Source organism: Pseudomonas sp. PS01301 (genome assembly GCF_029960215.1).
GTDB classification, from domain to species: Bacteria; Pseudomonadota; Gammaproteobacteria; order Pseudomonadales; family Pseudomonadaceae; genus Aquipseudomonas; species Aquipseudomonas coleopterorum.
Map to the genome: position 1 here is coordinate 1 of NZ_JASCPM010000008.1, position 20,813 is coordinate 20,813.

20 protein-coding genes are annotated in these 20,813 nt (G+C 62.9%); 10 read left to right on the plus strand and 10 right to left on the minus strand.

Annotated features, from left to right (window positions below):
• Positions 1-124 precede the first annotated feature (124 nt).
• Entirely contained in the window at positions 125-2,500 is a 2,376-nt protein-coding gene (gene ppsA / locus QMX89_RS05945) for a phosphoenolpyruvate synthase (protein ID WP_056843605.1), read from the minus strand.
• A gap of 172 nt (positions 2,501-2,672) precedes the next feature.
• Here ppsA and QMX89_RS05950 point away from each other — a divergent pair, with 172 nt between their 5' ends.
• The 6 genes from QMX89_RS05950 to QMX89_RS05975 all read left to right on the plus strand — a co-directional run bounded on the left by QMX89_RS05950 (position 2,673) and on the right by QMX89_RS05975 (position 8,981).
• On the plus strand, positions 2,673-3,491 hold the full coding sequence (locus tag QMX89_RS05950) for a pyruvate, water dikinase regulatory protein (protein WP_049858888.1): 819 nt from the start codon (positions 2,673-2,675) through the stop codon (positions 3,489-3,491).
• Between the two features lie 181 nt (positions 3,492-3,672).
• Positions 3,673-4,215 carry an ATP-dependent zinc protease gene (locus tag QMX89_RS05955; protein ID WP_049858889.1) on the plus strand — a complete coding sequence of 181 codons (543 nt, stop codon included), beginning with the start codon at positions 3,673-3,675 and terminating at the stop codon, positions 4,213-4,215.
• Between the two features lie 5 nt (positions 4,216-4,220).
• Positions 4,221-5,756 (plus strand): inactive transglutaminase family protein, encoded by a 1,536-nt coding sequence (locus QMX89_RS05960; RefSeq protein ID WP_049858890.1) that lies wholly within the window; start codon positions 4,221-4,223, stop codon positions 5,754-5,756.
• Positions 5,756-6,742, plus strand: coding sequence for an alpha-L-glutamate ligase-like protein (locus QMX89_RS05965; RefSeq protein ID WP_282347437.1), 987 nt, complete (start codon positions 5,756-5,758; stop codon positions 6,740-6,742). Before QMX89_RS05960 ends, QMX89_RS05965 begins: the two co-directional genes overlap by 1 nt.
• A gap of 78 nt (positions 6,743-6,820) precedes the next feature.
• Positions 6,821-8,164, plus strand: coding sequence for an aminodeoxychorismate synthase component I (gene pabB, locus QMX89_RS05970; protein ID WP_282347439.1), 1,344 nt, complete (start codon positions 6,821-6,823; stop codon positions 8,162-8,164).
• Positions 8,165-8,246: 82 nt separating this feature from the next.
• Positions 8,247-8,981 carry a phosphoadenylyl-sulfate reductase gene (locus QMX89_RS05975; RefSeq protein WP_282347441.1) on the plus strand — a complete coding sequence of 245 codons (735 nt, stop codon included), beginning with the start codon at positions 8,247-8,249 and terminating at the stop codon, positions 8,979-8,981.
• A gap of 43 nt (positions 8,982-9,024) precedes the next feature.
• On the opposite strand, the gene cysB is transcribed toward QMX89_RS05975, so the two are convergent.
• A complete protein-coding gene (gene cysB, locus QMX89_RS05980) occupies positions 9,025-9,999 on the minus strand; it encodes an HTH-type transcriptional regulator CysB (protein WP_049858894.1) in 975 nt (324 codons plus the stop codon).
• 121 nt (positions 10,000-10,120) lie between these two features.
• Entirely contained in the window at positions 10,121-10,621 is a 501-nt protein-coding gene (locus tag QMX89_RS05985) for a universal stress protein (RefSeq protein WP_049858895.1), read from the minus strand.
• Between the two features lie 213 nt (positions 10,622-10,834).
• On the opposite strand from QMX89_RS05985, the gene QMX89_RS05990 reads away from it, so the two are divergent.
• Positions 10,835-11,908 carry a 3-deoxy-7-phosphoheptulonate synthase gene (locus QMX89_RS05990; RefSeq protein WP_049858978.1) on the plus strand — a complete coding sequence of 358 codons (1,074 nt, stop codon included), beginning with the start codon at positions 10,835-10,837 and terminating at the stop codon, positions 11,906-11,908.
• Positions 11,909-11,962: 54 nt separating this feature from the next.
• Here QMX89_RS05990 and QMX89_RS05995 read toward each other — a convergent pair whose 3' ends face one another.
• On the minus strand, positions 11,963-12,244 hold the full coding sequence (locus QMX89_RS05995; RefSeq protein WP_049858896.1) for a GNAT family N-acetyltransferase: 282 nt from the start codon (positions 12,242-12,244) through the stop codon (positions 11,963-11,965).
• A 480-nt stretch (positions 12,245-12,724) separates the two neighbouring features.
• On the opposite strand from QMX89_RS05995, the gene QMX89_RS06000 reads away from it, so the two are divergent.
• Positions 12,725-12,976 (plus strand): Lpp/OprI family alanine-zipper lipoprotein, encoded by a 252-nt coding sequence (locus QMX89_RS06000; RefSeq protein WP_043185736.1) that lies wholly within the window; start codon positions 12,725-12,727, stop codon positions 12,974-12,976.
• A 67-nt stretch (positions 12,977-13,043) separates the two neighbouring features.
• Here QMX89_RS06000 and QMX89_RS06005 read toward each other — a convergent pair whose 3' ends face one another.
• From QMX89_RS06005 to QMX89_RS06015, 3 genes are all read right to left on the minus strand, one after another.
• On the minus strand, positions 13,044-14,012 hold the full coding sequence (locus QMX89_RS06005; protein WP_056843610.1) for a L,D-transpeptidase family protein: 969 nt from the start codon (positions 14,010-14,012) through the stop codon (positions 13,044-13,046).
• Positions 14,013-14,104: 92 nt separating this feature from the next.
• Entirely contained in the window at positions 14,105-14,398 is a 294-nt protein-coding gene (locus tag QMX89_RS06010; protein WP_049858898.1) for a hypothetical protein, read from the minus strand.
• 56 nt (positions 14,399-14,454) lie between these two features.
• Positions 14,455-15,060, minus strand: coding sequence for an arylesterase (locus QMX89_RS06015; protein WP_049858899.1), 606 nt, complete (start codon positions 15,058-15,060; stop codon positions 14,455-14,457).
• 11 nt (positions 15,061-15,071) lie between these two features.
• On the opposite strand from QMX89_RS06015, the gene QMX89_RS06020 reads away from it, so the two are divergent.
• Both QMX89_RS06020 and QMX89_RS06025 read left to right on the plus strand, forming a co-directional pair.
• On the plus strand, positions 15,072-15,755 hold the full coding sequence (locus tag QMX89_RS06020) for an ABC transporter ATP-binding protein (protein WP_049858900.1): 684 nt from the start codon (positions 15,072-15,074) through the stop codon (positions 15,753-15,755).
• Positions 15,755-18,259, plus strand: coding sequence for an ABC transporter permease (locus QMX89_RS06025; RefSeq protein WP_282347459.1), 2,505 nt, complete (start codon positions 15,755-15,757; stop codon positions 18,257-18,259). The genes QMX89_RS06020 and QMX89_RS06025 overlap by 1 nt, the downstream gene beginning before the upstream one ends.
• A gap of 15 nt (positions 18,260-18,274) precedes the next feature.
• On the opposite strand, the gene QMX89_RS06030 is transcribed toward QMX89_RS06025, so the two are convergent.
• The 3 genes from QMX89_RS06030 to QMX89_RS06040 form a co-directional block, all read right to left on the minus strand.
• Complete coding sequence (locus QMX89_RS06030) at positions 18,275-18,583, minus strand: hypothetical protein (protein WP_049858902.1); 309 nt, start codon at positions 18,581-18,583, stop codon at positions 18,275-18,277.
• A 196-nt stretch (positions 18,584-18,779) separates the two neighbouring features.
• Positions 18,780-19,256 carry a transcription elongation factor GreB gene (gene greB / locus QMX89_RS06035; protein WP_122743562.1) on the minus strand — a complete coding sequence of 159 codons (477 nt, stop codon included), beginning with the start codon at positions 19,254-19,256 and terminating at the stop codon, positions 18,780-18,782.
• Positions 19,257-19,326: 70 nt separating this feature from the next.
• Positions 19,327-20,748 carry a transglycosylase SLT domain-containing protein gene (locus QMX89_RS06040; RefSeq protein WP_282347460.1) on the minus strand — a complete coding sequence of 474 codons (1,422 nt, stop codon included), beginning with the start codon at positions 20,746-20,748 and terminating at the stop codon, positions 19,327-19,329.
• Positions 20,749-20,813 lie beyond the last annotated feature (65 nt).

Here is a 20,813-nt window from a genome sequence, read left to right on the forward strand (position 1 = left end):
GCGCAAGCCGCGTAGCTTTTTGATTTGCCTTTGAAAAGCAAGATCAAAAGCTACGCGGCTTGCGCCGCTGCTACAGGGGACCGGGTGTGTGGGAGGACACACCGGTCTGGGGGGGGTGCGGTGCTTAGGCGACGCCTTCCTTTTCAGCCAGGAAGAACCAGGTTTCCAGGACCGAGTCCGGGTTCAGCGAAACGCTTTCGATGCCCTGCTCCATCAGCCACTTGGCCAGGTCGGGGTGATCGGATGGCCCCTGGCCGCAGATGCCGATGTACTTGCCGGCCTTGTTGCACGCCTGGATGGCGTTGGCCAGAAGCTTCTTGACTGCCGGGTTACGCTCGTCGAACAGGTGGGCGATGATCCCCGAGTCGCGGTCCAGGCCCAGGGTCAGCTGGGTCAGGTCGTTGGAGCCGATCGAGAAGCCGTCGAAGAACTCGAGAAATTCGTCCGCCAGGATCGCATTGGACGGCAGCTCGCACATCATGATGATGCGCAGGCCGTTGTCGCCACGGGCCAGGCCGTTCTCGGCGAGCAGGTCGATCACCTGCGACGCTTCGCCCAGGGTGCGCACGAACGGCACCATGATCTCGACGTTGGTCAGCCCCATTTCGTTGCGCACCCGCTTCATTGCCCGGCATTCGAGCTCGAAGCAGTCGCGGAACGACTCACTGATGTAGCGCGACGCCCCGCGGAAGCCCAGCATCGGGTTTTCTTCTTCGGGTTCGTAGAGCTTGCCGCCGATGAGGTTGGCGTATTCGTTGGACTTGAAGTCGGACAGCCGAACGATGACCTTTTTCGGCCAGAACGCCGCTGCCAGGGTGCTGATGCCCTCGACCAGCTTGTCGACGTAGAAACTCACCGGGTCGCTGTAGCCGGCCACGCGCTTGTCCACGCTGTCCTTGATTTCCGGGGTCAGGGTGTCGTAGTTCAGCAGCGCCTTGGGGTGCACGCCAATCATGCGGTTGATGATGAACTCCAGGCGCGCCAGGCCGACACCGGCGTTGGGCAGCTGGGCGAAATCGAAGGCGCGATCCGGGTTGCCGACGTTCATCATGATCTTGAACGGCAGCTCGGGCATGGCATCGACCGAATTCTGCTTGATGTCGAAGCCCAGCTCGCCCTCGAAGATGTAACCGGTGTCGCCTTCGGCACAGGAAACCGTCACGCCCTGACCGTCCTTGAGCAACTGGGTGGCATTGCCGCAGCCCACAACGGCAGGAATGCCCAGTTCACGGGCGATGATCGCCGCGTGGCAGGTGCGTCCGCCGCGGTTGGTGACGATGGCGCTCGCGCGCTTCATCACCGGTTCCCAGTCCGGGTCGGTCATGTCAGAAACCAGCACGTCGCCGGCCTGGACCTTGTCCATCTCGGATACGTCGTGAATGATGCGCACCTTGCCGGCGCCGATGCGCTGGCCGATGGCCCGGCCTTCGACCAGCACGGTGCCCTTTTCCTTGAGCAGGTAACGTTCCATGACATTGGCGCTGGAGCGGCTCTTGACCGTTTCGGGGCGCGCCTGAACGATGTACAGCTGACCGTCGTCACCGTCCTGGGCCCACTCGATGTCCATCGGGCGGCCGTAGTGCTTCTCGATGATCATCGCCTGCTTGGCCAGCTCGCTGACCTGCGCATCGGTCAGGCAGAAGCGCGCGCGTTCGGCCTTGTCGACGTCCACTACCTTGACCGAGCGACCGGCGCGGGCTTCGTCGCCGTAGACCATCTTGATCGCCTTGCTGCCCAGGTTGCGCCGCAGGATGGCCGGGCGACCGGCTTCCAGGGTGTTCTTGTGCACATAGAATTCGTCGGGGTTGACCGCGCCCTGCACCACGGTTTCACCCAGGCCGTAGGCGCCGGTGATGAACACCACGTCGCGAAAGCCGGACTCGGTGTCCAAGGTGAACATCACCCCCGCAGTACCGGTTTCCGAACGGACCATGCGCTGCACACCGGCCGACAGGGCGACCAGCTTGTGGTCGAAGCCCTGGTGCACGCGGTAGGCAATGGCACGATCGTTGAACAGCGAGGCAAAGACTTCCTTGGCCGCACGGATGACGTTGTCGACGCCGCGGATGTTGAGGAAGGTTTCCTGCTGGCCGGCAAAGGAAGCATCGGGCAGGTCTTCGGCGGTGGCCGAGGAGCGCACGGCCACGGCGATGTCCGGATTGCCCTTGGAAAGTTCGGCGAAGGCGATGCGGATCTCTTCGTTGAGGCGCTCGGGAAATTCGGCTTCCATGACCCACTGGCGAATCTGCGCACCGGTACGCGCCAGGGCATTGACGTCGTCCACGTCCAGCGCATCGAGGGCGGCGTGGATCTGTTCGTTCAGGCCGCTGAGCTCGAGGAAGTCGCGATAGGCCTGGGCAGTGGTGGCAAAGCCGCCGGGGACCGACACGCCGGCACCGGCCAGGTTGCTGATCATCTCGCCCAGGGACGCGTTCTTGCCCCCCACGTGTTCCACATCATTATTACCAAGCTTATCGAGGGAAACTACGTACTCTACCAAGGTGATCTCTCCACTGACTGGGTTGGAAAAGCTCGGGTGCCCGGCGCGAATGAACGCACACGGGGGCTGTGGCCGCAGCCCTGGAAATGAACGAGAATGCCTGGCAATGCTGGCCATCAATCGGGCCTATCATATCCAAGAATCGTCAGTTGCTTAAGGGCCGGGGCGTACAATGAAACGATCTGCATTCTTCATCTCCGACGGTACCGGCATTACCGCCGAAACGCTGGGGCAAAGTCTACTGGCGCAGTTCGAAAACATTACCTTCAGCAAGTTCACGCGGCCCTATATCGACAGCGTGGACAAGGCTCGGGCCATGGTACAGCAAATCAATAACTGCGCTGACAAGGACGGCGTACGGCCAATCATCTTCGACACCATCGTCAATCAAGACATCCGCGAGATCCTGGCGACCTCCAACGGTTTCATGATCGATATTTTCTCGACCTTCCTGGCGCCGCTGGAAATGGAGCTCAGCGCCCATTCCTCGTATTCGGTCGGCAAGTCTCACTCCATCGCCCACAACGCCAACTACATGGAGCGCATCGAGGCGGTCAACTTCGCCCTGGACAACGACGACGGTGCCAGGACCCACTACTACGACAAGGCCGACCTGATCCTGGTGGGCGTTTCGCGCTGTGGCAAAACCCCGACCTGCCTGTACATGGCCATGCAGTTCGGCATCCGTGCCGCCAACTACCCATTGACCGAGGACGACATGGAGCGCCTGCAGTTGCCGCCCGCGCTCAAGGCTCACCAGCACAAGCTGTTCGGCCTGACCATCGACCCCGACCGGTTGACCGCGATCCGTCACGAGCGCAAGCCGAACAGTCGCTACGCCAGCTTTGCCCAGTGCGAATTCGAGGTGCGCGAGGTGGAAGGCCTGTTTCGCCGGGAGAACATTCCCAACATCAATTCCACGCATTTTTCGGTGGAGGAAATCTCCGCGAAGATCCTCGTCGAAAAAGGCGTCGAACGGCGCTTCAAGTAGCTATCGCCAGGCGCACCGGGCAGGCGCTCGGCGAACTTTCGGATCGATCCAGACTCCAAGGCCTCGCCTGGCGGTGCCTGCGCTGGCGGCATGAAAGCACCGTGCTAGAATGCAGCGCTCCCTTCCTGTTACCCGCGGAACGTTTTCGCGGTGTCCGATTCGGTATTCATAATTTCAATTCATGACTCTCAAGCCCCTCTCCCGCCTGCTCAGCCTCCTCTTCATTCCGGGCCTGAGCCTGGCCGCCGAAAAGACCACCTACGGCTTGAACGAATACGCACAACTGACCGACATCGACCTGCGGGTCGCGGCCAAGCTCGACACCGGCGCGCTGACCGCCTCGCTCAGCGCCCGTGACATCAAGCGCTTCAAGCGCAACGGGCAATCCTGGGTGCGTTTCTATCTGGCCATCGACAACGCCCATTCCCACCCCATCGAACGGCCGCTGGTGCGCATGAGCTCCATCAAGCGCCGTGCCGATGACTGCGAATGCAGCGCCCAGGAACGCAAGACTCACACCCAGCGACCGGTGATCGAACTCGACGTGTGCATGGGCCACACCCAGCGACGCATCGAGGTCAACCTGACCGACCGCACCGCATTCGACTACCCGCTGCTGATCGGCTCCGATGCGCTGACCCGCTTCGATGCGCTGGTCGACCCCAGCCGCAAACACGCTGCCGGCAAACCCGCCTGCGCCACTGTCGCCAAAATCGCAGAGTAATTTCAATGCGCGCGCTAACCCTGCACCTGAAGATCCTGATCACCGCGCTGGTGGCTCTGGGCATCGCCATCACGGCCTATCAGATTCTGGTCCTCGGCATTCCGGTAACCGAAGACGAAACCGACGACCTGTGGAACATCGATGCCAAGGTCGAGTTCGTCGCCAGCGCCAAGGACCCGGTGAAGGTGCAGATGTTCGTGCCGCCACTGAGCCGGGACTACGTGAGCCTCAACGAGAGCTTCATCTCCAACAACTACGGGGTCAGCGTCAATCGCCTGGACGGCAACCGCAAGGTGACCTGGTCGGCCCGCCGCGCCTCGGGCAACCAGACACTGTATTACCGCCTGGTGCTGACCAAGCGCTACAGCGGTGAAAAGCCCAAGGTCAAGGGGCCCATCTTCCGCGACAGCCTGGCCGTGGAAGGCCCGGAGAAGATCGCCGCCGAGGCATTGCTCGCCCCCATCCGCCAGCATTCGGCGGACGTCGAAACCTTCGTCGGCGAAACCATCAAGCGGGTCAACAACCTGGCCGACGACAACGTCAAGCTGCTGCTGGCCGGCGACACCTCGACCCTGCACAAGGCGCGGATCGTCGACCTGCTGCTGTCCATCGCCCACGTGCCGATGGAGAAGGTCCACACCGTGCGCCTGCTGGCCGATCAGGCGCAGACGCCGGAACTGTGGCTGCGCAGCTTCAACGGCAGCGACTGGCTGTACTTCAACCCTGATACCGGCGAACAGGGCCTGCCCGAGGATCGCCTGCTGTGGTGGACGGGCGACGAGAACCTGGTCAGCGTGGAGGGCGGACGCAAGGCGACCGTGACCTTCACCATGAACAACAGCGAGATGAACGCCATTCGCCTGGCCAAGCTGACCGACGAAAACACCGACGCCGACTTTCTCGAATACAGCCTCTACGGCCTGCCGCTGCAGACCCAGCAGACCTTCATGATCATGGTGATGATCCCGATCGGCGTGCTGGTCATCCTGATCCTGCGCAACCTGATCGGCATCCAGACCCTGGGCACCTTCACCCCGGTGCTGATCGCCCTGGCGTTCCGCGAAACCCAACTGGGGTTCGGCATCATCCTGTTCACCGTGATCACCGCCCTGGGGCTGTCGCTGCGCTCGTATCTGGAACACCTGAAGTTGCAGATGCTGCCCAGGCTGTCCGTGGTGCTCACCTTCGTCGTGGTGCTGATTGCCGCCATCAGCCTGTTCAGCCACAAGCTGGGCCTGGAGCGCGGGCTGTCGGTGGCGCTGTTCCCGATGGTGATCCTGACCATGACCATCGAGCGCCTGTCGATCACCTGGGAAGAACGCGGCAGCGGGCACGCCCTGAAGGTCGCCGTGGGCACGCTGTTCGCCGCGTCCCTTGCGCACATCCTGATGAGCGTTCCGGAACTGGTGTACTTCGTGTTCACCTTCCCGGCGATCCTGTTGATTCTGGTCGGTTTCATGCTCGCCATGGGCCGCTACCGGGGCTACCGCCTGACCGAACTGGTCCGTTTCAAGGCATTCCTCAAGCAGGCCGATTCCTGATGTTCGGTTTGTGGAAGACCTGGAAGGCGCTGGAGGCCCGCGGCATCATGGGCATCAACCGGCGCAACGCCGACTATGTGCTCAAGTACAACCGGCGCAGCCTGTACCCCATCGTCGATGACAAGATCATCACCAAGGAGCGCGCCATCGCCGCAGGCATTCACGTGCCTGAGATGTTCGGGGTCATTTCCACGGAAAAACAGATCGACCGTCTGGACGAGATCATCGGTGGGCGTAGTGACTTCGTGGTCAAGCCCGCCCAAGGGGCCGGCGGTGACGGCATCCTGGTGGTCGCCGACCGCTTCGAGGAGCGCTTTCGCACCGTGTCGGGCAAGATCATCAGCCGCTCCGACATCGAGCACCAGATCTCCAGCATTCTCACCGGCCTGTATTCACTGGGTGGGCACCGCGATCGCGCGCTGATCGAATACCGGGTGATTCCCGACCAGATCTTCAAGAGCATCAGCTACGAAGGCGTGCCGGACATCCGCATCATCGTGCTCATGGGCTACCCGGTCATGGCCATGCTGCGCCTGCCGACCCGGCAATCGGGCGGCAAGGCCAACCTGCACCAGGGTGCCATCGGCGTGGGCGTCGATCTGGCCACCGGGGTGACCCTGCGCGGTACCTGGCTCAACAACATCATCAGCAAGCACCCCGACACCACCAACGCGGTGGACGGTGTGCAACTGCCCAACTGGGACGGTTTCATGCGTCTGGCGGCGGGCTGCTACGAGCTCTGCGGGCTGGGCTACATCGGCGTCGATATGGTTCTGGACCAGGAAAAAGGCCCGCTGATCCTGGAGCTCAACGCCCGCCCCGGGCTGAATATCCAGATCGCCAACGATTGCGGCCTGACCCTGCGCACCCAGGCCGTGGAAAAACACCTGGAAGAACTGGCCGCCGAAGGCCTCGTCGAAACCGTGGAAGAACGCACGCGGTTCGTCCAGGCGCTGTTCGGTCACGTGCCTGCCGTGACGAGCTGAGACCAGACGCCACACCGCCCGCACACGAGCGGCCGGGTGCATTACAATCCCAGCCCCGCCACTGGCCACCGATCTATCATGCCGACCTGCTTGCTCCACGCCCTGCCCTACCTGGCCGATCCGGCGCCCTATTTCGCTGTGGTCCGCCATGCCCCCGGCGCGGTACTGCTCGACAGTGCGCAGCCGATTGCCCAACGCGGCCGCTTCGACCTGATCAGCGCCTGGCCCCTGCAGACGCTCAGCGTTCAAGCCGATGAATCCGGCCAGCAGTATCTGCACCGTGCGCGCCAGGCATTGGCCGGATTGGGTCAGGCGCAATTGCCCGATGGCTGCGAACTACCGTTCGCCGGCGGCCTGATCGGCTACCTGAGCTACGATTTCGGCCGCCGGCTGGAGAACCTGCCAGACCCCAACCACGACGATCTCGACCTGCCGCATGCCAGCCTCGGCCTGTATGGCTGGGCCCTGATCAGCGACCATCAACGGCAGACCAGCCACCTGATGTTCCATCCCGCGCTGCAGGCCTGCGAACGGCAACGCCTGATCGACCTGTTCGGCCAACCGGCCCGAGACCAGGCGCAGCCCTTCAGCCTGCAGTCGCCGATGACGCCGGACCAGACCCCGGAGCAGTATCGACTGGCATTCGAGACGGTGCAGGCCTACATCCAGGCGGGCGATTGCTATCAGGTCAACCTTACCCAGCGCTTTCGCGCGGCCTGCGCCGGGGATCCCTGGACCGCCTATCAGGCAGTACGCGCCGCCTGCTCCACGCCGTTTTCCGGCTATCTGCAACTGAGCACCGGCGCGGCTCTGTTGAGCTTCTCCCCGGAGCGCTTCATCAAGGTCACGGCTGGCCAGGTGGAAACCCGGCCGATCAAGGGCACCCGCCCGCGCAGCCTCGACCCTGAAGAGGATGCACGCCATGGCCGCGAACTGCTGGCCAGTGCCAAGGACCGCTCGGAGAACCTGATGATCGTCGACTTGCTGCGCAACGATCTGGGACGCACCTGCCGGATCGGCTCGGTACGGGTGCCGCAGCTGTTCGCCCTGGAAAGCTACCCGAACGTGCATCATCTGGTCAGCGCCGTCACCGGTGAGCTGGCAGCGGACAGGGACTGCCTGGACCTGATCGCAGGCAGCTTTCCCGGTGGTTCGATCACCGGCGCACCGAAGATACGCGCCATGCAGATCATCGATGAAGTGGAACCGACCCAGCGTGCGATCTACTGCGGCTCGTTGCTGTACCTGGATGTGCGCGGCGAAATGGACAGCTCGATCACTATCCGTACGCTGCTGATCAAGGACGAACAGGTCTGCTGCTGGGGCGGCGGCGCGATCGTGGCCGACTCCCAGTGGCAAGCCGAATACGAAGAATCGATCTTCAAGGTCAAGGTCTTGCTGGACACCCTGGCCGGGCTCTGATCCCGGCCATGCCGCTGGGTGTTTTTTGTTACCATGGCGCCATATAGAGCGCCCAGCGCCACTTTGACCAGGAAGCCGCCTGATGAGCCAGCCCTTCGATGTCGCCGAAATGGCAACGACCTACGCCAACAAGTCCCCCCAGGACATTCTCAAGCTTGCCTTCGCCCACTTCGGCGACGACCTCTGGATTTCCTTCAGCGGCGCCGAAGACGTGGTGCTGGTGGACATGGCCTGGAAACTGAACAAGAACGTCAAGGTGTTCAGCCTGGACACCGGTCGCCTGCACCCGGAAACCTACCGGTTCATCGAACAGGTGCGCGAGCACTACAAGATCACCATCGAACTGGTCTCACCGGACAATGCGTTGCTGGATCCTTTCGTCAAGGAAAAGGGCCTGTTCAGCTTCTATCGCGACGGCCACGGCGAGTGCTGCGGCATCCGCAAGATCGAGCCGTTGCGGCGCAAGCTCTCGACCGTCAGCGCCTGGGCCACCGGCCAGCGGCGCGACCAGAGTCCCGGCACACGCAGCCAGGTCGCGGCAGTTGAAGTGGACGGCGCGTTCTCGACGCCCGAGCGCACGCTGTACAAGTTCAACCCCCTGGCGCAGATGAGCAGTGAAGAAGTGTGGGGTTACATCCGCATGCTGGAACTGCCCTACAACAGCCTGCACGAGCGCGGCTTCATCAGCATTGGCTGCGAGCCGTGCACGCGGTCGGTCCTGCCCAACCAGCACGAGCGCGAGGGGCGCTGGTGGTGGGAGGAAGCCACGCAGAAGGAATGCGGACTGCACGCAGGCAATCTGATCAGCAAGGCCTGAACCTCACAGGTACGGGCCTGTCAGGTGCAGGCCCGCAGCGTGATCAATGCTCAGGCAGCTCGACGCCTTCGAACAGGGCTTCGAGCTCCTGCTTGTTGTGGCACTGGATGGCCTTGGCCATGACCTCGCGGGTGAGGTGCGGCGCGAATTTCTCGATGAAGTCGCACATGAAGCCGCGCAGGAAGGTGCCACGGCGGAAGCCGATACGGGTCACGCTGGATTCGAACAGATGGTCGGCGTCGAGCACCACCAGGTCATTGTCGAGCTTGGGATCGACGGCCATCTTGGCCACGATACCCACGCCCAGCCCCAGACGCACGTAGGTTTTGATCACGTCGGCATCGGCCGCCGTGAACACCACTTTGGGCGCCAGGCCGCGGCGCGAGAACGCTTCATCCAGCTTGGAACGGCCGGTGAAACCGAATACGTAGGTGACGATCGGGTATTCGGCGAGCGCTTCCAGGGTCAACTTCGGAACCTTGGTCAGGGGATGCCCCTGGGGCACCGCGATGCAGCGGTTCCAGCGGTAGCACGGCATCATGATCAGGTCACCGAACGAATCCAGGCCTTCGGTGGCGATGGCGAAGTCGACGGTACCGTCGGCAGCCATTTCGGCGATCTGCATCGGTGAGCCCTGGTGCATGTGCAAGGCAACGTCCGGGTACTGCTTGATGAAGCTGCTGATCACCGTTGGCAGGGCATAGCGCGCCTGGGTGTGGGTGGTGGCGATGGACAGCGTGCCCTTCTTCTCGTTGGAGAATTCCTGGGCGATCTGCTTGATGCTTTCCACCTTGCGCAGGATTTCACCGGCGGTGGTGATGATGCGCTCACCTGCCGGCGTGACGCGGGTCAGGTGCTTGCCGCTGCGTGCGAAGACTTCAACACCCAGTTCGTCTTCCAGCAGGCGGATCTGCTTGCTGATACCCGGCTGTGAGGTATACAGGCTTTGCGCCGTGGCGGAGACGTTGAGGTCATGGTGCGCTACCTCCCAGATGTAGCGCAGTTGCTGAAGCTTCATATGAATCCCTCACACAGGAAAACCGCCAGTCGTCGGCGAAGGGTTATAACTATATTAAAGGTCCAGGCAATAAATCTAGAACTTTTCATTAAATTTGTAGGAAAAATAACCAGCTTGTCGTCTAGCTCTTCAGACGGCTGCGTTGCTCGGTGAGGGGTACCAGATAGACCGGCGCCGGGGACAGCTGCAACACGCGGGTAGCCGTGCGGCCCAGTGAAACATCGACGGTGGCCACCTGACTGTGGCTGCCCAGCACCAGCAGGTCCACTTTCAGGCGCTGGGCCTGATCGAGAATGACCTCGGCCGGATCACCCTGAAGCACCCGCACGGCACGGATCAGGGCGAGGTCTGGCTCGTCGTCGCCCAGATCGCTGCGCAGGCTCTGCAGCACCTTCGTTTCAATCCCCGCCATCACCGCGCTCAAGCCGTGGTTGTGCAGGCGATCCAGGGTGGACTCGTCCAGATAGCTCTGCAGCACCGATTCGGCGATCAGGCCCATGGGCTCGACGGCATGGATGACATACAGCTGCGCATTGAAGCTGCGCGCCAGGGCGACGGCGTGCTGCATGACGAATGGGGCGTACACCCCCAGGTCAGTGGCGTATAGCATGGAGCGGATCATGCGACCTCCGAAGTGGCCAAGGCGACAGGGCACACTTGAGCGTAGCAGCGCCGTTCGCAGTGCACCGGTCGTCGGCACAGCGATGGCACAAATCCGTTGTCTGCATGCGCTCTAACGCGCTAAGGTTCGACTCCCCCGCCGCTCATAATCATGCTGTGCCTCGCCGTGCGGGGTTCGCTGGCGGCCGGCACCCGTGACCTGACGAGTAACACGATGGCTGACCTACCGATCGACGACCTTAACGTCGCCTCCAATGAAACCCTCATCACGCCTGCCCAGCTGAAGCGGGAAATTCCGCTCAGCGCCGCTGCGCACAAAACTGTCGCTGCCGGCCGTGAAGTGGTGCGCGATATCCTCGATGGCCGCGATCATCGCCTGTTCGTGGTCATCGGCCCCTGCTCGATCCACGACATCGATGCGGCGCACGAGTATGCCCGGCGCCTGAAGGCGCTGGCCGCCGAAGTCTCGGACACCCTGTACCTGGTGATGCGCGTGTACTTCGAGAAGCCGCGCACCACGGTCGGCTGGAAAGGCCTGATCAACGATCCGTACCTGGATGACTCGTTCAAGATCCAGGATGGCCTGCACATCGGTCGGCAATTGCTGCTGGACCTGGCCGAGATGGGCCTGCCTACCGCCACCGAAGCCCTTGACCCGATCTCGCCGCAGTACCTGCAGGACCTGATCAGCTGGTCGGCCATCGGCGCGCGCACCACCGAATCCCAGACCCACCGCGAAATGGCTTCGGGCCTGTCTTCGGCCGTGGGCTTCAAGAACGGTACCGATGGTGGCCTGACCGTGGCCATCAACGCCCTGCAGTCGGTGTCCAACCCTCACCGCTTCCTGGGAATCAACCAGGAAGGTGGCGTCTCCATCGTCACCACCAAGGGCAATGCCTACGGCCACGTGGTTCTGCGTGGTGGCAATGGCAAGCCCAACTACGATTCGGTCAGCGTGGCGGTGTGCGAGCAAGCGCTGGAGAAGGCCGGCATCAAGGCCAACATCATGGTCGACTGCAGCCATGCCAACTCCAACAAGGACCCGGCGCTGCAACCTCTGGTGATGGAGAACGTGGCCAACCAGATTCTGGAAGGCAACCAGTCGATCATCGGCCTGATGGTGGAAAGCCATTTGAATTGGGGGAGCCAGTCGATACCCAAGGACCTGGGCGACCTGCAATACGGGGTGTCGGTCACCGACGCGTGCATCGACTGGGCCAGCACCGAAAAGACGCTGCGCAGCATGCACGCCAAACTCAAGGATGTATTGCCAAAGCGTACCCGCTGACCGCCAGTACCGGGTCAGTCGAGCCTTCGCTGCCCCGGTACCCGGGGCACAGCGTTACAGCTTTGCCGCACGACGCTGATGACGCTCCATGTAGCGTTCGACATACGAGCAGGACGGAATCACCGTATAGCCATGGCTTTCGGCGTAGTCCAGGGCCTGCTCGGTCAACGCTGCAGCGATCCCGCGCCCGCGCAGAGCGTTGGGGACAAAGGTGCGGTAGATGTCCAGGGTCTGTTTGCCCAGGTCCATGTACGTCAGGTACGCACGGTGGCCGTCGATGTTGGTTTCGAACTGGTGACCGGCCTGATCGTGGTGGATGGATAGCGCCTCGCTCATGGCAATTCCTCGCGGGTCTTGGATTTTGATCTCTACCTTACCGCTCTTTGTACGACTTAGAAACAGTTGTGCCGACTTGTGCTGTTTTTGTCATCAAGGCCGGGCGAAGCCTGCGCGTTCGACGTGATAAATATCGTCGTTCGGCTTACGTTTGGCTTAGTTGTCCCGCATCGTGCTAAATCAAGGGCCGCTTTCTAACCCTTCTCGATTGACCCGCAGAAGCGGACATGTAAATCCCGCCTTAGTTCATGTCTGCGACAACTAAACCGCGCACTTGCGATAACCCTCGACCCTTGCGCAAGCAGCGCTAGACCGCGCTTTGCGGGTTACGTTCCGCCACCCTGGGCACGCATGGATTTTTTTTCATCTCTTGCGTTGCGTCCGTTTACTTACTACAAGTAATGAGTACTATGTACGGCGGCCAGTTTCTCATTCATGAGAAATGGCTACTTAAAAGAATGTCCTTCGAAGGGGAACACAATGAACAACGCTCTGAAATTCTCTGCACTGGCCCTGGCCGCCGTTCTGGCTACCGGTTGCAGCAGCGCATCCAAAGAAACCGAAGCTCGTCTGACCGCTACCGAAGACGCCGCTGCACGTTCGCAAGCCCGTGCCGACGAAGCCTACCGCAAGGCTGACGAAGCACTGACCGCTGCTCAGAAAGCTCAGCAGACTGCCGACGAAGCCAACGAGCGCGCCCTGCGCATGCTCGACAAGGCCAGCCGCAAGTAACAGCTTTTCGAGGCTGTAAAAAAACCGACCCATTGGGTCGGTTTTTTTATGCCTGATGAAGACCGGGTTATGGCGCCGGCGCCGTGTCGGGTGCGCTGCTGATCATCGGCGCGCCGGAAACGGCGATCTCGACCGGCAGGCCGTCTTCGGCAGCGACCACATCGCGGACCACGTCCCAGTTCATCTTGATGTCCGGGGCGAAGTCCCTGCGGTTGAGCAAGGCGTTGATCACAGCGGTGTGCCTGTCCAAGGCCACCGGGTCACCCTTGTCGGTCAATTGCGCGTGGGCCTCGAGGTACACCTTGCCACCGCTCATACCGAACTTGTATGACTCGTTCATGATGCGCACGCCGGTGCCCACCGGCACCATGCTCGCCAACTCCAGCACGTTGTCGTTGTACATGCGGAAACAGCCATGACTGGTGCGCATGCCGATGCCGAACTGTTTGTTCGAGCCGTGAATCAGGTAGCCCGGCAGGCCGAGGGTGAACTTGAACGGCCCCAACGGATTGTCCGGACCGGCCGGGACGACGTTGGGCAACGGGTCGCCATCCGCAGCGTGCTCGGCCTTGATCGAGGCCGGCGGCGTCCAGGTCGGATTTGCGGTCTTGGCGATGACCTTGGTCTGCGCGATGGGCGACCCCCACCCTTCCCGGCCTATCCCCAGTGGATAGGTACGCACGACATTCTCGCCCTTGGGGTAATAGTAGAGGCGATATTCGGCCAGGTTGATGACGATGCCTTCGCGCGGGCCGGGGGGCAGAATGAAGCGGGTAGGCAGGACGATCTGCGTGCCGGCACCCGGCAGCCAGGGATCGACACCGGGGTTGGCCGCAACCATTTCCAGGTAGCCAAGGTCGTTGGCGGTCGCAATATCGGCGAAGGTGTCTTCGTACTTGGCGGTGATGGTCTGCACCTGGCCAATGATGTCTTCACCCGGAGGCGGCAACGGGAATTCCAGCGCCATCACCGGCGCCGCAGCGAACGCGGCGGCCAGCGACAGGCAGCGAGTGAAGACGGAAAGGCTCGGCGGCATCCAGGAAATCCTTGATCGAACTGAACGGGACAATGCCGCGATTGTACGCGCAGTTGCCGGGCGCGTGTAGCCGAAGACCCTCGGCGCGGCGATCAGGGGATCGACTGAAGCTCGGGCCATACCGGCCGCGTGCCTTTGCGCTGGGCGAACAGAATGGCACGGCACAGTTTGCACAGGCGCTGATCACGGAAGATCTGCTTGTGCACCTCCAGCCAGCGCGGCTGGGCCGGCAGCAAGGTGCCGCACAGGGTGCGGTCCACCGACCCACCGAGCTCCAGCTGGCGCGCCACCAGATGCACCCGGCTTTCCTGGCAGGCGAACAGGTCCAGCTGATCGTCGGGTTCGATCAGTTGGTAGGCAAACAGGGACCAGGCGGGACGCGGCATCGGGGGCTCCAAACAGGGGGCGCCACATTAGCCGAAAGCCAGCATCCAGAAAAGCGTCAAAGCAACGGTTTGAGCGTCGGCCAGACGTTTTCCAGCAGTTTGCCCTGGGCACCGGCGGTGGGATGGACGCCGTCGGCCTGCATCAACGTCGGAACGCCGCCCACCCCTTCGAGCAGGAACGGCACCAAGGCCACTTTTTTCTCGTCCGCGAGTGTTTGATAGACCTGGGCGAACGCCTTGGTGTAGCGCGCGCCGTAGTTGGGCGGCAATTGCATGCCCAACAGCAGCACCTGGGCACCAGCCTTGCGAGAGAGATCGATCATCGATGCAAGATTCTGTTGCAATTGCGCGACAGGCATTCCGCGCAGGCCATCGTTGCCGCCCAACTCCAGCAGAACCAGGTCCGGCTTGTGCGCTGCAAGCTGCGCGGGCAGCCGCGCCAAGCCATTGGCCGAGGTATCACCGGTGATCGAGGCATTGACGACTTTGTCGTCGAAACCCTGTTGCGCCAGGCGTTTTTCGAGCAGTGCTACCCAGCCGGCGCGGGTATCCAGGCCGAAAGCCGCGCTGATACTATCGCCAACGATCAGGACGGTACCTGCCACTGCACTCTGGGCGGCCAACATCAGGCCCAGGCCAGCACTCATCAACCACATTCGCATCGGGACTCTCCATGGGCGCAAGCATTCTTACAGCGCGGAACCTTAGCAAAGTGGTCACCAGCGCGGAAGGTGAACTGACCATACTGCACGAACTCTCCCTGCAATTGGCGAAAGGCGACAGCCTGGCGATCGTCGGTGCCTCGGGTTCGGGCAAGTCCACCCTGCTTGGCCTGCTGGCCGGCCTCGACCTGCCCAGTGCGGGCAGCGTGACCCTGGCTGGCCAGGACCTCGGCACCCTCGACGAGGACCAGCGGGCTCGGGTGCGCGCCGAACACGTGGGGTTCGTGTTTCAGTCGTTCCAACTGCTGGACAGCCTCAATGCGTTGGAAAACGTGATGCTGCCGCTGGAGCTCGACGGCCGCAAGGATGCCCGGGAGCATGCGCGCAACCTCCTCGAACGGGTTGGCCTGGGCCAACGCCTGACACACTCGCCGCGCCAGCTCTCGGGCGGCGAACAACAGCGCGTGGCCATCGCCCGCGCCTTCGCTGCCGAACCCGACGTGCTGTTCGCCGACGAACCCACCGGCAACCTCGACAGCCATACCGGCGAGCGCATCAGTGACCTGCTCTTCGAATTGAACAAGGAGCGCGGCACGACCCTGGTACTGGTAACCCACGACGAGCGTCTGGCGCATCGCTGCCAGCGTTTGATCCGCCTCGATGCCGGGCGCCTCGTCGCGCCTCTGGAGCCCTGATGGTCGGCTTGCCGATGTTCCGCCTGGTGGCCCTGGCCGCCCGGCAGTTGTTGCGTGACGCCCGCTCCGGCGAGCTGCGCGTACTGTTCTTTGCCCTGCTGGTGGCGGTCGCTGCCAGCACTGCGATCGGCTATTTCGGGGCGCGCCTCAATGGCGCGATGCAACTGCGCGCGACCGAGTTCCTTGGCGCCGACCTTATCCTGCAAGGCAGCAGCCCGGCCCGCCAGGAACAGATCGATGCCGGCACCCAGGCGGGGCTCGAGCATGCGCGCGTGGTCGAGTTCGCCAGCGTGATCGCCGCCGACAACGGCATCCAGCTGTCCAGCGTGAAGGCGGTCGATGAGGCGTACCCGTTGCGTGGCGAGCTCGAGAGCGCTGCGCAGCCCTATGGTGAAGAAACCGCTGGCGCAGGCCCGGCGCCCGGCGAGGCCTGGGCGGAGTCACGCTTGCTGGCAGCGCTGAACCTCAAGGTTGGCGACACCCTGGATGTGGGCAGCAAGACCCTGCGCCTGGCACGGGTGCTGACCTATGAGCCGGACCGAGCCGGCAACTTCTATAGCCTGACGCCACGGGTGATGATCAACCTGCAGGACCTGGCCGCCACCAACGTGGTGCAGCCAGGCAGCCGAGTGACCTACCGCGAGCTCTGGCGTGGCACGCCCGAGCAACTGGCCAGCTATCAGCAGCGACTGGAGTCGGCGCTCGATCCCAACCAGCGGCTGCGAGATTCCAAGGACAGCAACCAGCAGATCGGCGGCGCGCTGGGCAAGGCCGAACGCTATCTGAACATGGCCAGCCTGGTGGCGGTACTGCTCGCCGGCGTGGCGGTGGCCATGTCGGCCAGCCGCTTCGCCGCGCGACGTTTCGATGCCAGCGCCCTGCTGCGCTGCCTGGGCCTGTCACGCCGCGAAGTGATGCTGATGTTCTGCGTGCAACTGGCCCTGCTCGGTGTGCTGGCGTGCCTGAGCGGTGCACTGATCGGCTGGTTGGCGCAAATGGTCCTGTTCCAGATGCTCCATGGCTTGTTGCCTGCCGTGGTTCCGGCCGGGGGCGTATTGCCCGCGTTGGCCGGCATCGGTACCGGGCTGGTCGCCTTGGCCGGGTTCGCCCTGCCACCGCTGGCGGCCCTGGGTGCGGTACCGCCGCTGCGCGTGCTGCGGCGCGACCTGCTGCCGGTGCCGACCAGCACCTGGCTGGTGTACGGCACTGCGCTGCTGGCGCTGGGCCTGATCATGTGGCGGTTGAGCCTCGATCTGGTCCTGACCTTCGCCTTGCTCGCCGGTGGCCTGCTGGCCGCGCTGATCTTGGGTGGCCTGTTGCTGCTGGGCCTGAAAAGCCTGCGCCGTCTGCTGGCCCGTTCCACCCTGCCCTGGCGTCTGGGGCTTGGGCAACTGCTTCGGCATCCGCTGGCTGCGGCTGGCCAGGCCCTGGCCTTCGGCCTGATTCTGCTGGCCATGACGCTGATCGCGCTGCTGCGTGGCGAGTTGCTGGACAACTGGCAGAACCAGTTGCCCAAGGATGCGCCGAACTATTTCGCCCTGAACATCCTGCCGGACGAGCGCGATGCCTTCGCCCGTCACCTGCAGGACGCCGGCGCTCGTGCGGCGCCCCTGTACCCGGTGATGCCGGGACGTCTGGTGGATATCAACGATGCGCCGGTGCAGGAACTGGTCGAGAAGGATTCGCGCGGTGAACGCGCGGTGCAACGAGATTTGAGCCTGACCTGGGCCGAGCATCTGCCCAACGGCAATCGGATCACCGCCGGGCAGTGGTGGAGCGCTGCGCAGAACCAGGACCTGCCCGGCGTGTCCGTCGAGGAAGGCGTTGCGCAAAGCCTCAAGCTCAAGCTGGGCGACCGCTTGACCTTCAACATTGGCGGCTCCAATCGCGATGCTGTGGTCACCAGCCTGCGCACCGTGGACTGGAACAACTTCCAGCCCAACTTCTTCATGATCTTCCAGCCCGGCACCTTCGATGACCTGCCGACCACCTACCTGACCAGCTTTTACATCGCTCCTGGGCATGATTCACAGGTGGTCGAGCTGTCTCGCGCCTTCCCTGCGGCGACCATCCTGGGGGTGGAGGCACTGCTGGAACAGCTGCGCAGCATCCTGGCTCAGGTCACCCTGGCGGTGGAGTACGTGCTGCTGTTCGTGCTTGCCGCGGGCATGGCCGTGTTGTTCTCCGGGTTGCAGGCGACGCTGGACGAGCGCATTCGGCAAGGCGCACTGCTGCGGGCGCTGGGTGCCGAGCGGCGCTTGCTGGTCAAGGCACGGCGCATCGAGTTCGGTCTGCTGGGTGCCGCCAGCGGTGTGCTGGCGGCGTTGGGTAGCGAACTGATCAGCTTTGTGCTGTATCGCTATGCCTTCGACCTGGCCTGGACCCCGCACCCGTGGTTGCTTTGCTTGCCGCTGATCGGCGCACTGCTTGTCGGTGGGGCGGGCGTCTTCGGCACCCGTCGAGCCCTCAATGCAAGCCCGTTGCAGGTACTCAGAGAAGGCTGATGTGCTACCCGCCGATCAGCGAAGGGTGATCAGCCCCTGCCGGGCAATGCGCACGGCATGGGCAATCACCTCATGGGCATCCTGCGCCGACGGTGCCTGGATCACGGCCAGTTCGAAGCTGTTGTCGGGCAAACCTTTCAAGGCGCTGTGCTGGTCGATGAAGCGAGCCACGAAAGCACCGGGCTTGCCACGACGGCGAGGCCAGCCATCGAGGCTGCGCAGCAGGTTCGGTTGGTGCTGGCCCACCAGCAGGATGCGCGGGTTGCGCAGGGAAGGACTCGCCGGGATCGGCGCCAGGCAAACGATGGGACGGGGACAGTTCATGATGGTGTTCTCAGCCTCGACCGCTTCATGTGGGAGAGCTGGACAGCGGTGGGAGGCATCACCGAACCAGCGCTTTAGCGGTATTTCGAAGGCTCGCAAGAACCTCCAGGCGCCCCGCAAGTAGCTGTCTAAATCGGCGCATAAGGGGTAATCCTATTGAATCGGTCGGCAGGGTGTCAACCGCCTGGTGCACACGTCAGGCCGGCTTGTAGCGGATCTGATTGATATACCACAGCGCCTCGCCATCGGGGATCTGTACGACGATTTCGTCGCCTTCCTGCTTCTTCAGCAGCGCGCGGGCCATGGGTGAATCGATGGAAATATAGTCGTTGCGACCATAGATTTCGTCATAGCCGACGATACGAAAGGTCTTGGTCTCGCCTGCGTCGTTTTCGATCTCTACCCAAGCACCGAAGAACACCCTGCCTTCTTGTTCGGGCGAATAATCGACGACCTTGACGTCTTCCAAGCGCTTGCGCAGATAACGCACGCGACGGTCGATCTCGCGCAGCAGCTTCTTGTTGTACTGGTAGTCCGCGTTCTCACTGCGATCCCCCAAAGATGCCGCCCAAGCGACCTTCTGCGTGATCTCTGGCCGATAGACGCGCCACAGATGATCGAGCTCTGACCTCAGCGCCTCGTGCCCCTCACGCGTAATGATGTTCGTTGCCAATGCGGACTCCGGCCAGACATAAAAGCGTAGCCTACAACAAACACCCTGCCCTGCCAGCAAGGCTCATGATTCAACGCGCCGACGCCAGCTTGCGCGCGCCTGGCTCCAGCGAATCGCGTTCGCGGGCGAACGCCAGGTAGTACTTGTTCACGCTGTTGACGTAGCTCACCGAGGCCATGCCCATCTGTTCCATGGCGATGCGTTCGGTCTGGAAGAACCATTGGTCGGGGTTGAGGCCACGGCGGCGGGCTTCCTTGCGCATGGCCTGCACCCGTTCAGGGCCCATGTTGTAGGCGGCCAGGGTGAAGGCCATGCGTTCACGCTCGTTGAGCTTGTTGCTGGAGAAGAATTTGCGGCGGATCATCGCCAGGTACTTGGCCCCGGCCTGCACGTTGTTGTCGACGTTCTGGATGTTGCCCACGCCTACCCGACGAGCCGCCGCCGGGGTGATCTGCAGCAGGCCAGTGGCGCCGCCGCCCCCACGCGCCGCCGGATCGAGCTTGGACTCCTTGAAGGCCAGCGCGGCGAGGTTGAGCCAGTCCATGTGTTGCTCGCGGGCGTGGCGCTGGAGGACCGGACGCAGGTTTTCCAGCCGCTGGCGATCACTGCGGGCCAGTGGGTAGTGAACCTTGTACAGGCCACGGTAAACCTTGACGAACGCGGCGTCCTGGTCGCTTGGCGTCTTATAGGACGCCAGAAAGCGATCAACGCTGGCGCCGAGCTGCGGTGCGTCGCGGCGCACGTACCAGCTCACCGAGCCGGGCGCGCTGAGCACCACACGGCGGTCCACCCGCAGCCGTGGCATGACTTTGGCCCAGCGCTCGGCGATGGGCAATTCGACCACGGTCAGCGGGTAGATCCCGGCTTGGACCATCTCCAGCACGTCTTCCACGGCCAGGCTGGGGTCGACCCATTCGATGTCGATGGGCGCCAGTTTGCGCAGGGCCAGCTTCTGATTCAGGCGTTCGATGGCGGCGCCCGCAGCGCTGCCATTGGGCAAGGCGAGAGTTTTGCCTGCCAGTTGCTCGACCCGCACCAGGCGCCGCCCGCCTTTGCCGCTGACCAGCACGAATGGCACGTTGGCGATCACGGCATCGCTGGCCGCGACCTTGCTGGCGGGATGCAACTCCATCAGTTCGCCCGGCGCGACCAGATCGCCTTCGCCACGCTGCAGGGCGCCGAGCAGTTGTTCCTTGGCTCGCGGAATGATCTTGAGTTGCAACGCCTGACCTTTGCCGGCGTGGGCGTTGAGGAAGTTCTGGAACGCCTGCAGGCGATGGTATTCGACGCCGATGGCTTGGCCACGGACCTGGCCGGAGCTGTTGCGGCTCTGATTGACCAGCACGTGCAACACGCGGCTCGACTGAATCTGGGCCAAGTCGCGGACCTTTGCCGGGTGTGCCGCCAACGGGGGACCTGCCGGACGAGCGGCGGCTGCCGAGGGCAGTCCGAGGACCAGACACAGCATGACAATCAGTGATCTTGCGCCCATGGTTCCCCGGCAAATGTCTCGAGCAGCCCTCAAAGACCGCCATAACCTTTTGAAGTTCTTGGTTT

What these genes read in the sequence shown, in the direction of transcription:
- QMX89_RS05950 (WP_049858888.1), top strand. Translation starts at nt 2,673, where the DNA reads ATGAAACGATCTGCATTCTTCATCTCCGACGGTACCGGCATTACCGCC.
- QMX89_RS05955 (WP_049858889.1), top strand. Translation starts at nt 3,673, where the DNA reads ATGACTCTCAAGCCCCTCTCCCGCCTGCTCAGCCTCCTCTTCATTCCG.
- QMX89_RS05960 (WP_049858890.1), top strand. Translation starts at nt 4,221, where the DNA reads ATGCGCGCGCTAACCCTGCACCTGAAGATCCTGATCACCGCGCTGGTG.
- QMX89_RS05965 (WP_282347437.1), top strand. Translation starts at nt 5,756, where the DNA reads ATGTTCGGTTTGTGGAAGACCTGGAAGGCGCTGGAGGCCCGCGGCATC.
- pabB (WP_282347439.1), top strand. Translation starts at nt 6,821, where the DNA reads ATGCCGACCTGCTTGCTCCACGCCCTGCCCTACCTGGCCGATCCGGCG.
- QMX89_RS05975 (WP_282347441.1), top strand. Translation starts at nt 8,247, where the DNA reads ATGAGCCAGCCCTTCGATGTCGCCGAAATGGCAACGACCTACGCCAAC.
- cysB (WP_049858894.1), bottom strand. Translation starts at nt 9,999, where the DNA reads ATGAAGCTTCAGCAACTGCGCTACATCTGGGAGGTAGCGCACCATGAC.
- QMX89_RS05985 (WP_049858895.1), bottom strand. Translation starts at nt 10,621, where the DNA reads ATGATCCGCTCCATGCTATACGCCACTGACCTGGGGGTGTACGCCCCA.
- QMX89_RS05990 (WP_049858978.1), top strand. Translation starts at nt 10,835, where the DNA reads ATGGCTGACCTACCGATCGACGACCTTAACGTCGCCTCCAATGAAACC.
- QMX89_RS05995 (WP_049858896.1), bottom strand. Translation starts at nt 12,244, where the DNA reads ATGAGCGAGGCGCTATCCATCCACCACGATCAGGCCGGTCACCAGTTC.
- QMX89_RS06000 (WP_043185736.1), top strand. Translation starts at nt 12,725, where the DNA reads ATGAACAACGCTCTGAAATTCTCTGCACTGGCCCTGGCCGCCGTTCTG.
- QMX89_RS06005 (WP_056843610.1), bottom strand. Translation starts at nt 14,012, where the DNA reads ATGCCGCCGAGCCTTTCCGTCTTCACTCGCTGCCTGTCGCTGGCCGCC.
- QMX89_RS06010 (WP_049858898.1), bottom strand. Translation starts at nt 14,398, where the DNA reads ATGCCGCGTCCCGCCTGGTCCCTGTTTGCCTACCAACTGATCGAACCC.
- QMX89_RS06015 (WP_049858899.1), bottom strand. Translation starts at nt 15,060, where the DNA reads ATGCGAATGTGGTTGATGAGTGCTGGCCTGGGCCTGATGTTGGCCGCC.
- QMX89_RS06020 (WP_049858900.1), top strand. Translation starts at nt 15,072, where the DNA reads ATGGGCGCAAGCATTCTTACAGCGCGGAACCTTAGCAAAGTGGTCACC.
- QMX89_RS06025 (WP_282347459.1), top strand. Translation starts at nt 15,755, where the DNA reads ATGGTCGGCTTGCCGATGTTCCGCCTGGTGGCCCTGGCCGCCCGGCAG.
- QMX89_RS06030 (WP_049858902.1), bottom strand. Translation starts at nt 18,583, where the DNA reads ATGAACTGTCCCCGTCCCATCGTTTGCCTGGCGCCGATCCCGGCGAGT.
- QMX89_RS06040 (WP_282347460.1), bottom strand. Translation starts at nt 20,748, where the DNA reads ATGGGCGCAAGATCACTGATTGTCATGCTGTGTCTGGTCCTCGGACTG.